We start from the raw sequence: 12,398 nt of genomic DNA, 5'->3' as shown, positions 1-12,398 counted from the left end.
GCTCACGCTCCCGTGGCGACGAGGACGGCGGCGACCACCAGGACGACGGTGCCGGCGAGCAGCGCGCTCACATAGGTCTGCACATTGCCGGTCTGGGCCCGGCGTACGGCCGCGCCCAGCAGCCGGGGTAGGGCGCCCGCGCCGCGTACGTAGGTCTCGACGACCTCGCGGTCCAGGAACCGGACGAGGGTGGCGCCGGCCTGGACCGGGCGGACGAAGAGCGCCGAGTACACGGCGTCGAGGTGGAAGCCGACGGCCGCGTGCCGGTGCAGCGGGCCCAGCAGTAGGCGGCCCGGGTCCGCGGGGTCGGGCGCGTGGGCCACGTCTCCGTACGCGGGCGCGTGGCTGGCGATGGCTTCGGCCTCGACTTCGGCGGCGTCGCCCTGAGGGTGGGCCGCGACCGCGCCCATCGGGACCCGGGCGGCGAGTGCCGTGGTGTGCCGCCAGGCGGCATAGGTGACGATGCCGCCGACCAGGGCGACGCCCGTGCCGACGACGGACGTCGTGAGGGTCGGGGTGAGGTCACGTCCGTCGAACCAGTCCGGCAGCACCCGGTAGGCGAACCCGCCGACGGCGAGGGACGGGACCGCGAGGACCCACAGGACCACGGTCATGGTCAGCGGCTGCCTGCCGTGGTCGGCGGCCTCGGCGCCCCGGCCGTGGAAGGCCAGCAGCCACAGCCGCATCGCGTACGCCGCGGTGAGCAGGGCCGTGAGCAGGCCGGCGACGAGGACGACCCAGCCCGCGGCGCCGGGGGCGTGCTCGGTGTGGCCGGTGGCGACGTGCTCGGCGGCTCCGAGGACGGACTCCTTGGAGAAGAAGCCGCTGAAGGGCGGGATCGCGGCGAGTGCGAGGAGCGCCACGGTCATCGTCCAGTAGGCGTCGGGGACGCGGTCGCGGAGGTGGCTCATGCGGGACATGGCGGCCAGCGAGTTGGTGCCGGAGGCGTGGATGATCACGCCTGCCGCGAGGAACAGCAGCGCCTTGAAGGCGCCGTGCGAGAGGAGGTGGAAGACGGCGGCGCCGCGGTCGGCGACGGCGAGGGCGCCGGTCATGTAGCCGAGCTGGCCGATCGTCGAGTAGGCGAGGACACGCTTGATGTCGTCCTGGGCGAGGGCGGCGAGCGCGGAGCCGGCCATCGTCACGGCCGCCATCACGGCGAGGACGACCATCGCGGCCTGCGAGGCCTCGAACACCGGGAGGAGACGGGCGATGAAGTAGACACCGGCGGCGACCATCGTCGCGGCGTGGATGAGCGCGGAGACGGGTGTCGGGCCCGCCATCGCGTCCGGGAGCCAGGTGTGCAGCGGGAACTGCGCCGACTTGCCGGCCACGCCTGCCAGAAGCAGCAGGGCGATCAGGGTCGGATGGTCGAGCCCGCCGTGTGCGACGGCGCCGAGGACCTTCGTGATGCGGAAGGACCCGGCGTCGGTGGCGAGCGCGAACAGGCCGATCAGGAACGGGACATCGCCGAGCTTGGTGACCAGGAAGGCCTTGATGGAGGCGGCGCGGGCCTCCGGGGTCTCCCAGTAGTGGCCGACCAGGAAGTACGAGCAGATGCCCATGATCTCCCAGCCGACCAGCAGCACCATCAGGTCGCCGGAGTAGACGACGAGGAGCATCGCGGCGGTGAAGAGGGAGACCAGGGCGGCGTAGGAGGGATAGCGCGGGTCGTCGCGCAGGTAGCCCGTCGAGTAGATCTGCACGCAGGTCGCGACCAGGCCGACGAGTACGGCGACGAGGGCGGCGAAACCGTCGATGTGCAGGGCGAGTTCGATCGGGATCGAGCCGGTGGGCGTGAGCTCGGTGGCGGCGTTCACGGCCTCGTCACCGCCCTGACGTACGGCGACCACCGCGGCCAGGACGAGGGCGGTGAGCGTCGGCAGGACGGCGAGCGGGCGGACGAAACCGGGGGCCGTACGGCCCAGGAGCAGACCGGCGGCCGCGCCCAGGAACGGCAGGAGGGGGACGAGGGCGGCGAGGGTGGTGGTGGTCACGCGGTGGCCTCAGCCTTCTCGGCCGCGGGGGCGTCGGAGTCGTCGGCGTGGTCGCCGTGGTCGGGCTCATGACCCTCGGCGGTGTCGCGGAGCTTGTCGATGTCCGAGGTGCCGCGGTTGCGGTAGACCGCGAGGACGATCGCGAGGCCGATGCCGATCTCGGCGGCGGCGATGGCGATGGTGAACAGGGTCAGGGCCTGGCCGGAGTGCAGGGTCTCCTCGGCGGCCTTGCTGAGCCAGACGTCGAAGGCGACCAGGTTGAGGTTGACGGCGTTGAGCATCAGCTCGACCGACATCAGCACCAGGATCGCGTTGCGGCGGGCGAGGACGCCGTAGAGGCCGGTGCAGAAGAGGAGGGCGGCGAGTACGGCGGGATAGGCGAGGTGCATCAGCGGGCGCCTTCCTGCTCGGCCGGGGTGTGTCGGTCAGCCGACTGGGTCGGCTGGGTCGGATCGACCGGCTCGGTTTGTGCACCTGGCTCGGTTCGTGCGCCTGGCTCGGTTCTGGCGCCCGTCTCGGTCTCTGCGGCCGGCTTGGCTTTCGCTTCCGGCTTGGTCTTTCCGTCCGGCTTGGTTCCCGATCCTTGCCCATTTCGCCCGATCGGGTGATTACGGGAATTCGGTGCGGATGGGGAACTAGCGGTCGTGGACCGGGAGTTCACTGGGGGAGAGCTCGACTCCGCCTTCGCCTTGCGGGACAGGACGATCGCGCCGACCAGTGCGGCGAGGAGAAGGACGGAGAGGGCCTCGAAGGGGAGGACCCAGTTCTGGAAGAGGCTCGCTCCGGTGGCCTCGGTGGAGCCGGCGGCGGGACCGTCCAGGTCGATCCAGGTCGTGCGGAAGGCGTCGACGACGACCCAGACCAGGGCGGCGGCCGAGGCGACGGCGACCGTGAGGGCGGCCCAGCGGTTACCGGAATCCGCGTCCGGGGAGCGGCCGATGGGGGCCTTGGTGAGCATCAGACCGAAAAGAAGGAGGACGACGACAGAACCCACATAGATGAGGACCTGCACCCAGGCGATGAACTCGGCGGTCAGCAGGAGGTACTCCACGGCGATACCGCCGAGGGTCACCACCAGCCACAGGGCGGCGTGTACCAGCTGCCGGGTGGTGACGGTGACGATCGCGGCACCGAAGGTGACCAGGCCGACGAGGAGAAACGCGATCTCGACTCCGGTCGGGGAGAGAAAGCCGTGGTTCTCGGCGGCGGCCTTGGTGAGGGCGGCGGCGGGCGCGGATGTGGCAGTGGCTGCGGCGAGGGTCATGACTCGCCTCCCTCGGGTGCGGAGGGGGCGGTCGGGTCACCGGAGCCGGTCGGCCCGGTCGGGCGGGTGGGCGGAAGGGGCTCGTCTGGAAGTGTGGTCGGTTCGGCTTGGGTCGCTGCTGCCAGTTTCTCGGCGGTCTTGCGGGCGGCGGCGATCTCCTTCGGCTCCTCGGCAGCGGGGTCGAGGGCGGGTGGTGCCGGGACGGTCCACATCCACTCGCGGAGCTTGTCGCGTTCGTGGGTGAGTTCGCGGATGTCGGTCTCGGCGTACTCGAACTCCGGGGACCAGAACAGGGCGTCGAAAGGACAGACCTCGATGCAGATACCGCAGTACATGCACAGGGAGAAGTCGATCGCGAAGCGGTCGAGCACGTTGCGGCTGCGCTCACGGCCACCGGGGGCGGCCGCCGGGACCGTCTCCTTGTGGGAGTCGATGTAGATGCACCAGTCCGGGCACTCCCGGGCGCACAGCATGCAGACCGTGCAGTTCTCCTCGAAGAGGCCGATCACGCCGCGGGTGCGGGGCGGGAGGTCGGGCTGCACGTCGGGGTACTGCTCGGTGACGGTCTTCCTCGTCATCGTGCGGAGGGTGACGGCCAGGCCCTTGGCGAGACCGGAGCCGGGGAACGGGGCCACTAGGAGATCACCACCTTGACGATGCCGGTGAGGGCGATCTGGGCGAGGGAGAGGGGGACGAGGAGGGTCCAGGAGAGCTTCTGGAGCTGGTCCTCGCGCAGACGGGGATAGGTCACACGCAACCAGATGACGAGGAAGGCGAGGATCGCGGCCTTCAGCAGGGTCCAGACCCAGCCGAGGCCGTCGGCGCCCCACGGGCCGTGCCAGCCGCCCAGGAAGAGGACGGTGGTCAGGCCGCACAGGACGACGATCCCCGCGTACTCGGCGAGGAGGAACAGGGCGAAGCGGAGGCCGGTGTACTCGGTGTACGCGCCGAAGATGATCTCCGAGTCGGCGACGGGCATGTCGAAGGGCGGGCGCTGGAGTTCGGCGAGGCCGGCGACGAAGAAGACGATCGCGCCGACGATCTGCCAGGGCAGCCACCACCACTCGAAGGCGTCGACGATGCCGGGGAGGGAGACCGTGCCGGCCGCCATGGCGACGGAGGCGGCGGTGAGCAGCATCGGGAGTTCGTAGGCGAGGAGTTGGGCGGCGGTGCGGAGGCCGCCGAGGAGGGAGAACTTGTTGGCACTGGCCCAGCCGGCCATGAGGGAGCCGAGGACGCCTACGCCCATCACGGCCAGGACGAAGAAGACACCGGCGTCGACGACCTCGCCGACGGCACCCTCGCCGGGGCCGATCGGGATGGCGAGGAGGACCAGGAGGTAGGGCAGAAGGGCGACCGCGGGGGCGAGTTGGAAGATGCGGCGGTCCGCGCCCGTGGGGACGACGTCTTCCTTCTGCACGAACTTCACGCCGTCGGCGACGAGTTGGGCCCAACCGTGGAAGCCGCCGGCGTACATGGGGCCGAGGCGGCCCTGCATGTGAGCCATGACCTTGTGTTCGGTCTGGCCGACGATCAGGGGGAAGGTGAGGAAGACGACGAAGACGATCAGGAGTCGCAGGGCGACGTCGAGAGCGTCGTTCACTGCGGGCCTCCTGCGGGATTTTCGGGAGCGTCGGGGTCTGAGGGGGCTGTGGGAGCGTCCGGGTCTGAGAGGTCTGCGGAGCCTGAGGGGTCTGCGGAGCCTGAAGGATCTGTGGAGCCTGAGGGAGCGTCGGGATCCGAGACATCTGCGGAGTCTGCGGGGCTTGCGGGCTCTCCCGAGGGTTCCGGGGGCTCTCCGGGAGCGCGGGCGGGGGCCGTGGCGGGCGGCGCCTCCGAGCGCGGCTCGCCCAACGGCTGTGGCTCAGAGTCCTGCGGCTCGGAGTCCTGCGGCTCGGAGTCCTGCGTCTCAGGCTCCCGGCGGCGCTCAGCCTCCGGCTTCGGGTCGGTTCCGGGTTCGGGTTCGTCGAAGGCCGGGCGGGCGTGGTGCCACGGGGCGTCCGGGCTTCGGGGGGCCGTGGCGGGCTTCGGGGGTGTGGCTTCGGTGCCCGGGGTGGGGGTGTCCGCCGTGGAGGAGGGGGAGGTCGGGTCGCCGGGTGCGGTCCGTTGGCTTGCCAAGCCCGCCGAGGCGCTGCGTGACCGGCGTGGGCCCGAGGGGGTGGTACCCGGTTCGGGGCGCTGGGAGGCCGAGCCCTCGCTCGCGCTTCGCGCACGGTGCGCTGCGGCCGGGGTGCCGGATGCCGCCGGGGGCGTACCGGTATCGGCCGGGGCGTCGTCGGGCGTGGGGGCCGGAGACTCCGAGGCCGCAGCCGTTTGGCTGGCGGAGCCCTCGGCCGCCGTACGGGCACGACGCGGCCCGGCAGCGGGAGTCGCTGCCCCCTCCGCCTGACTCGCCGAACCTTCTGCCGCCGAACGCGAACGACGCGCACCCGACGCCGACGCACCCGACGACTCGGGCACCCCCGCCTGACTCGCCGAACCCTCAGCCGCCGAACGCGAACGACGCGCACCCGACGCCGACGCACCCGACGACTCGGGCGCCGCTGTCTGACTCGCTGGACCCTCCGCCTGGCTCGCGGAGCCCTCCGTCTGGCTCGCTGTGCCCTCCGCTGTCGTGCGGGTACGGCGGGCTGGGCGTTCGCCCGTGGCTCGGGTTCCGGTTGCTCGGGTGGGGCGGGTCGGGGCTGGGGGGAGTTGGCCCTTGAGGGGGCCCCATTCGTTCGGGTCGGGGACTCCTGGGGGGAGCATCTGGCGGCGCTTGGGGCCGCCGTGGTCGGACTCGCCCGGTTCCTTGGCGCCGGGCCAGGCCTTGGCGACCCGGGCTGCCAGGACGAAGTCCTTGCGGAGCGGGTGGCCCTCGAAGTTCTCGGGAAGAAGGAGGTGATCCAGGGCGGGGTGGCCCACGAAGTCGACGCCGAACATTTCGTGCGTCTCGCGTTCGTGCCAGGCGGCGCCGGCGAACACGTCGACGGCGCTCGGCAGGGCCGGGGCCTCGTGCGGGACCGTTGTGCGCAGCAGCAGTCGGCGTACCGGTGCGGGGGAAAGGGCCGCGACGTGTGCGGCGACTCGGAAGCCCGTGCCCGGCTCGTCGACGGCGCTGAGCCAGTCGAAGTAGGTGCAGCCCAGTTCGTCGCGCGCTGTCTCCAGTGCCGTGATCCAGGATGCCGACGGCACGTCCACCGTCAGGACCTCGTACGACAGCTCTGCCGTGGCGTCCGCGCCGAAGAGTTCCTCGGCGGGGGCCGGCAGCCAGCCCACCGTGGTCATCGCGTCTCCCCTGGGGTGGGGTCGGAGGTCGGCCCGGGAAGCGGGTCGGTGGCCGGCTCGTTCGCGGCTGGGCCCGCGGGCACACCGGAGTCCGAGCCGGAAGCCACCCCCGGCCCCACTCCAGTTCCCGCTCCCGCTCCCCCAGGTGCTCCCGGCCCCTTCACCAGCCCGCTCTGCAACGCACCCACCGAAGCCCCACCTCCAGTCGCTCCGTACCGCTCCCCCAAAGACTCCCGGGCGATCTTCTCCTGGAGTTTGAGGATGCCCTGGAGCAGCGCCTCGGGGCGGGGCGGACAGCCGGGGACGTAGACGTCGACCGGGATGATCTGGTCGACGCCCTTGGTCACCGAGTAGGAGTCCCAGTACGGGCCGCCGCAGTTGGAGCAGGCGCCGAAGGAGATGACGTACTTCGGCTCCGGCATCTGTTCGTACAGGCGTTTGACGGCGGGGGCCATCTTGTCCGTGACCGTGCCGGAGACGACCATCAGGTCGGCCTGGCGGGGTCCTGGCGCGAAGGGGATGACGCCGAGGCGGATGAAGTCGTGGCGGGCCATCGACGCGGCGATGAACTCGATCGCGCAGCAGGCGAGGCCGAAGTTGAAGACCCAGAGCGAGTAGCGGCGGCCCCAGTTGAGGACCACTTTCATCGGCTCGGGGGCGAGGCGGGCGAGCGCGCCCAGCCGCTTCGGCTCCGGCAGCAGCACGGACTCGGTCTCGGCCTGGGCATGGGCCTGCGCCTGGGCCTCGGGGGTTACGTCCATGTCAGGACGCCCTTCTTGTATGCGTACAGCAGTCCGACGGCCAGGAAGCCGAGGAAGATGAACATCTCTAAGAGGGTGGCGGCGCCGTAGCCGGGGGCGGCGAAGACCGTGGCCCACGGGAACAGGAAGATCGAGTCGACGGCGAAGATGACGTAGAGGAAGGCGTAGACGTAGTAGCGGACCTGGGTGTGGGCCCAGCCCTCGCCGACGGGGTCGACGCCGCACTCGTACGTCAGGAGCTTCTCGGGGGTCGGGACGACGGGGCGCAGCAGGCGGCCCGCGCCGAAGGCGACGGCGACGAACAGCACGCCGACGACGGCGAGCAGTCCGACGACCGAGTACGACTGGAAGTAGTCCGCCGCAACGACGACGGTCGACCCGACGGTCGGTTCCGGCACGTCCGTCCCCTCGCTCCCTGTGAACACACCGAAGATCACTGAAGATCGCTGGACACCCGCTGTTCGACGATCTGTACGCACGGGAGTCTAGGGCCTGCTAAAGAGACCGTAAGCAGCCCGTCACGGCTGAAGATGCCGGGGTGGGGTTTTCCCCAGGGGATCTCGGCGGTCCGCCTCATGGCGCGGCGGCGCGCCGCGCGGCACGCTAGCCCATATGACCGAACGCCCCAGACACCTCCCGGAACGGAAAGCCGAGGCCGCCGCGCCGCTTCCGCCCGTCCGCTTCGCCTACGACGCGCACACCTGGAAGGAGATCACGCATCTCCTCGTCAACCTTCCGGTGGCGTTGCTCGGCTTCGTCTATGTGACGACCGTGCTGTTCACCGGCTTCATGCTGACGGTGACCGTGATCGGGTTCCCCGTGCTCGCGGCGGGGCTGATGGGTGCGCGGAAGCTGGGCGCGATGGAGCGGGCGCGGGCCCGGGCGCTGCTCGGGGTGCGGATCGACGAGCCGAGTCCGTTGCCGCTGAAGACGAGCAACTCGGGGTTCTTCCAGCAGCTGTGGATGATGCTGAAGGACCCGGTGGGCTGGCGGACGATCCTGTACGACTTCATCCGGTTGCCCTGGGGCATCCTCACCTTCACGATCACGCTGACCTCGTTGTTCGTGCTGTGGCCGGTGCTGCCGTTCATCGCGCGCGGGCTGGCCAACGCCGACCGGGCGATGGTGCGCGGACTGCTGTCGCCCTCGGACGAGTTGGAGCGGCGGATCGCCGAGCTGGAGTCGGACCGCGGGGTCGTGGTGGACGCGGCCGCCTCCGATCTGCGGCGCATCGAGCGCGATCTGCACGACGGGGCGCAGGCCCGGCTGGTCAACCTCGCCATGGGCCTCGGCCTGGCGAAGGAGAAGCTGCTGGAGGACCCGGAGTACGCGCAGGCCATGGTCGCGGAGGCGCACGGCGAGGTGAAGCTGGCGCTCCAGGAGCTGCGGGATCTCGCGCGGGGCATCCATCCCGCCGTACTCACGGACCGCGGTCTCGACGCCGCGCTGTCCTCGGTCGCCTCGCGCTCCACGGTGCCGGTGAAGGTGACCGCCGACCTGGGCTCCAGGCCGGCCGCGGCCATCGAGGGCATCGCCTACTTCACCGTCTCCGAGCTGCTCCAGAACGTCAGCAAGCACAGTGGGGCACGGTCCGCGTCCGTCGACGTGTGGCGCGCGGAGGACCGGCTGCTGATCCAGGTGTGGGACGACGGCCGCGGCGGCGCCCGCCTCGACGGCGGCTCCGGAATGCGGGGCCTCGCGGAGCGCCTCGACGCCGTCGACGGCCTGTTCGTCATCGACTCCCCGCCGGGCGGCCCTACGACGGTGACGGCGGAGCTGCCGTGGCGGGACCGGTCGTTCGACACCGGCCGGAAGTGACATCGACCAGGGGCAGCACGGCCGTAGCGGAGGCGGCTGCGGCGCCTAGGTAGGGAAAACCCCCCTTCCAAGACGCCGACGGACTCCATGGTCCGCGGACCTGCGGCGCAGCAGGGTGGAGATACGACAGAGACCGGTGCGACACCCAGGCGCGGGACGAGAGAAGGACGACGCCGATGGCCACGGACTACGGACAGAGCTACGGGTTCCTCGACGAGGGGACACGGCGGCGCCGGCTGCCGATGGGGCTTCGGGCGCCGTTCGAGGGGCGGGCCTGGCGGGAGTTCGGATATGTGCTGCTGAGCCTGCCGATCAGCATCGTGCTGTTCACGTACGCCGTGACGATGGTGGCGGTCGGCGCCGGGTTGCTCGTGACGTTCCTCGGTATCCCGGTGCTGGCGGCGGGACTGGCCGGCTGCCGGGGCTTCGGGGCGATGGAGCGGGCGCGGGCGCGCGGGCTGCTGGGCCTCGAGGTCGCCGACCCGGAGCCGCTGCGGATGCGCGGCAACGGCTTCCTGGCCTGGATGGGCGCGGTGCTCAAGAGCGGCACGTCCTGGCGGACGCTGCTGTACTCGGTGATCCACCTGCCCTGGTCGGTGTTCTCCTTCGTCGTCGCCGTGAACTTCTGGGCCTACGGCTGGGCGCTGCTGACGTATCCGCTGTGGTTCTGGCTCTTCCCGGTGTACGGCGGTCAGGACGGGCTTCAGCTGTACGGCGACGAGACGCACCACATCTACCTCGACAACCCCTTCGAGATCGGGGTGACCGCGCTGGTCGGACTGCTGTTCACGCTGGCCACGCCGTGGATCGTGCGGGCGCTGACGATGGTGGACCGGGTGATGGTGCACGGGCTGCTCGGGCCGTCCCGGCTGGCCACGCGGGTGGTCGAGCTGGAGTCGGACCGGGGGGTCGTGGTGGATACGGCGGCGGCGGATCTGCGGCGCATCGAGCGCGACCTGCACGACGGGGCGCAGGCCCGGCTGGTGGCCCTCGCCATGGATCTCGGGCTGGCGAAGGAGAAGCTCACCGAGGATCCGGAGGCCGCCGCGCGGATGGTGGACGAGGCGCACGGTGAGGTGAAGACGGCGCTTCAGGAGCTGCGGGACCTGGCGCGCGGGATCCATCCGGCGGTACTGACGGACCGGGGGCTGGACGCGGCGCTGTCCGCGGTGGCGTCGCGGTGCACGGTGTCGGTGCAGGTGGAGGTGGACCTGGTGGAGCGGCCGGCGCCGGCGATCGAGGGGATCGCGTACTTCACGGTGTCGGAGCTGCTCCAGAACATCAGCAAGCACTCGCGGGCGACGTGGGCGGCGGTGGACGTGTGGCGGGTGGAGAACCGGCTGATGCTTCAGGTCGTGGACAACGGGGTCGGCGGGGCCGACACGGCCGCCGGGTCCGGGCTCGCGGGACTGACGGAGCGGCTGGACGCGGTGGACGGGATCCTGGTGGTGGACTCGCCGGTAGGCGGGCCCACTCGGATCACCGCGGAGCTGCCCTGGCGGGGGGAGCGGGCGTTGGGGTGACGTGACCGGTTCGGCCGTGGGCGACGTGGGGCTTTCTCGCCCCCGCCGCCCTTACCCGTTCCCCTCCCCAGGGGCGCTGCCCCTTCGACCCCGCCAGGGGCTCCGCCCCTGCACCCCGCACAGCGTCCGGGACCCGCCGTGGCCCGCACGTAATGCCACTGATTCCCGTTGCCCCGGCACACCGGCACGTGAATGCTGGAATGCTGGACTTTGCCCGTCGGGGAGGCGGGTACGGAGGCGGGCTGTGGGGGCAGAGGATCGTGGAGGACAGGGTGCGGGTGGTCATCGCCGAGGATTCGGTTCTGCTCAGGGAGGGACTGACCCGGCTGCTGACCGACCGCGGGCACGACGTCGTCGCCGGGGTCGGTGACGGGGAGGCGCTGGTCAAGACCATCACCGAGCTGGACGCGCAGGGCGAGCTGCCCGACGTCGTCGTCGCCGACGTACGGATGCCGCCGACGCACACCGACGAAGGGGTGCGGGCCGCCGTACAGCTGCGGAAGGCGCATCCGGGGCTCGGGGTCCTGGTGCTGTCGCAGTACGTGGAGGAGCGGTACGCGACCGAACTGCTCGCCGGTTCCAGTCGTGGGGTCGGCTATCTGCTCAAGGACCGGGTAGCCGAGGTTCGTGAGTTCGTGGACGCGGTCGTGCGGGTCGCCGAGGGGGGTACGGCGCTGGACCCCGAGGTCGTCGCGCAGCTGCTCGGCCGCAGCCGCAAGCAGGACGTGCTCGCGGGACTCACCCCGCGGGAGCGGGAGGTCCTGGGACTGATGGCCGAGGGACGGACGAACTCGGCGATCGCCCGGCAGCTCGTGGTGAGCGACGGCGCCGTGGAGAAGCACGTCAGCAACATCTTCCTGAAGCTGGGCCTGTCCCCGAGTGACGGGGATCACCGACGTGTTCTTGCGGTGCTCACCTATCTGAACTCCTGATGTCCTGACACCGTGTCAGCCGTACGGGTGACACCAATGCGTACGACATGCGTACGACCCAGAACCGAACGTGAGCGGAGAGCGTCTTGTAGGGAAGCGCCGGGGGGCGAGTAAATCATGACAAGTCAGGGCGGCGGGCCGTCTCAAAATCGTGTCCATCATGCGATTGGCCACAGGAAGGCGACCCTTACGGACGTAGGGTTGATCCTGGGCGGGCCTGCGGGAGGGCCTGTCCCGGACAGCCGCCTCGAGGGAGGTCCAGTTCAGTGACCAGCCAGGTCAGTAGCCCAGCGGAGCAGGCCGACGAAGCCGTCGTGGGAGAGCAGCGCAAACCGGCAGGGACGAAGGATGTCCGCCGGCTGGACCGGGTCATCATTCGCTTCGCGGGGGACTCGGGTGACGGTATGCAGCTCACCGGTGACCGGTTCACCTCCGAGACGGCGTCCTTCGGCAACGATCTGTCGACACTGCCGAACTTCCCCGCCGAGATCCGGGCACCCGCCGGGACCCTGCCGGGTGTCTCCTCCTTCCAGCTCCACTTCGCCGACCACGACATCCTCACCCCCGGCGACGCGCCCAACGTCCTGGTCGCCATGAACCCCGCCGCTTTGAAAGCCAACATCGGCGACCTGCCACGCGGCGCGGAGATCATCGTCAACACCGACGAGTTCACCAAACGCGCCATGCAGAAGGTGGGCTACGCGGCCTCGCCGCTGGAGGACGGCTCCCTCGACGGCTACAGCCTCCATCCGGTCCCTCTGACCACGCTGACCGTCGAGGCCCTCAAGGAATTCGACCTCAGCCGCAAAGAGGCCGAGCGCAGCAAGAACATGTTC

At 70.8% G+C, this 12,398-nt stretch carries 11 protein-coding genes and 1 pseudogene; 4 read left to right on the top strand and 8 right to left on the bottom strand.

Going from position 1 to position 12,398, the window contains the following annotated elements; translation table 11 throughout:
* Window positions 1-2 precede the first annotated feature (2 nt).
* The 8 genes and pseudogenes from ABKA17_RS00060 to ABKA17_RS00025 form a co-directional block, all read right to left on the bottom strand.
* Window positions 3-1,997 carry an NADH-quinone oxidoreductase subunit 5 family protein gene (locus ABKA17_RS00060; protein ID WP_353689714.1) on the bottom strand — a complete coding sequence of 665 codons (1,995 nt, stop codon included), beginning with the start codon at window positions 1,995-1,997 and terminating at the stop codon, window positions 3-5.
* Window positions 1,994-2,386, bottom strand: coding sequence for an NADH-quinone oxidoreductase subunit NuoK (gene nuoK, locus ABKA17_RS00055; protein WP_353689713.1), 393 nt, complete (start codon window positions 2,384-2,386; stop codon window positions 1,994-1,996). The genes ABKA17_RS00060 and nuoK overlap by 4 nt, the downstream gene beginning before the upstream one ends.
* Window positions 2,386-3,261, bottom strand: coding sequence for an NADH-quinone oxidoreductase subunit J (locus tag ABKA17_RS00050; protein WP_353689712.1), 876 nt, complete (start codon window positions 3,259-3,261; stop codon window positions 2,386-2,388). The genes nuoK and ABKA17_RS00050 overlap by 1 nt, the downstream gene beginning before the upstream one ends.
* A complete protein-coding gene (locus ABKA17_RS00045; protein ID WP_353689711.1) occupies window positions 3,258-3,896 on the bottom strand; it encodes a NuoI/complex I 23 kDa subunit family protein in 639 nt (212 codons plus the stop codon). Before ABKA17_RS00045 ends, ABKA17_RS00050 begins: the two co-directional genes overlap by 4 nt.
* Window positions 3,896-4,864, bottom strand: coding sequence for a complex I subunit 1/NuoH family protein (locus tag ABKA17_RS00040; protein WP_353689710.1), 969 nt, complete (start codon window positions 4,862-4,864; stop codon window positions 3,896-3,898). The genes ABKA17_RS00045 and ABKA17_RS00040 overlap by 1 nt, the downstream gene beginning before the upstream one ends.
* Entirely contained in the window at window positions 4,861-6,825 is a 1,965-nt protein-coding gene (locus tag ABKA17_RS00035) for an NADH-quinone oxidoreductase subunit C (RefSeq protein WP_502994138.1), read from the bottom strand. The genes ABKA17_RS00040 and ABKA17_RS00035 overlap by 4 nt, the downstream gene beginning before the upstream one ends.
* Window positions 6,813-7,175: pseudogene (locus tag ABKA17_RS47895) on the bottom strand (NADH-quinone oxidoreductase subunit B); the annotation flags it as partial. The pseudogene ABKA17_RS47895 and the gene ABKA17_RS00035, both read right to left, overlap by 13 nt.
* A 104-nt stretch (window positions 7,176-7,279) precedes the next feature.
* Window positions 7,280-7,687 (bottom strand): NADH-quinone oxidoreductase subunit A, encoded by a 408-nt coding sequence (locus ABKA17_RS00025; RefSeq protein WP_353689707.1) that lies wholly within the window; start codon window positions 7,685-7,687, stop codon window positions 7,280-7,282.
* A 214-nt stretch (window positions 7,688-7,901) separates the two neighbouring features.
* Here ABKA17_RS00025 and ABKA17_RS00020 point away from each other — a divergent pair, with 214 nt between their 5' ends.
* From ABKA17_RS00020 to ABKA17_RS00005, 4 genes are all read left to right on the top strand, one after another.
* Window positions 7,902-9,107: a sensor histidine kinase gene (locus ABKA17_RS00020; protein WP_353689706.1), complete on the top strand. Its 1,206-nt coding sequence runs from the start codon at window positions 7,902-7,904 to the stop codon at window positions 9,105-9,107.
* A gap of 176 nt (window positions 9,108-9,283) precedes the next feature.
* Entirely contained in the window at window positions 9,284-10,630 is a 1,347-nt protein-coding gene (locus ABKA17_RS00015) for a sensor histidine kinase (protein ID WP_353689705.1), read from the top strand.
* Between the two features lie 272 nt (window positions 10,631-10,902).
* Window positions 10,903-11,562, top strand: a complete 660-nt coding sequence (locus ABKA17_RS00010; RefSeq protein WP_289922472.1) for a response regulator transcription factor — start codon at window positions 10,903-10,905, stop codon at window positions 11,560-11,562.
* A 266-nt stretch (window positions 11,563-11,828) separates the two neighbouring features.
* A partial coding sequence (locus ABKA17_RS00005; protein ID WP_353689704.1) for a 2-oxoacid:acceptor oxidoreductase family protein occupies window positions 11,829-12,398 on the top strand: 570 nt, incomplete at its 3' end.

Source organism: Streptomyces sp. RG80 (assembly GCF_040446465.1).
In the GTDB taxonomy this organism is placed as follows: Bacteria; Actinomycetota; Actinomycetes; order Streptomycetales; family Streptomycetaceae; genus Streptomyces.
The sequence above is the reverse complement of the archived record's forward strand: the minus strand, read 5'-3'. Positions and strand labels throughout refer to the sequence as shown.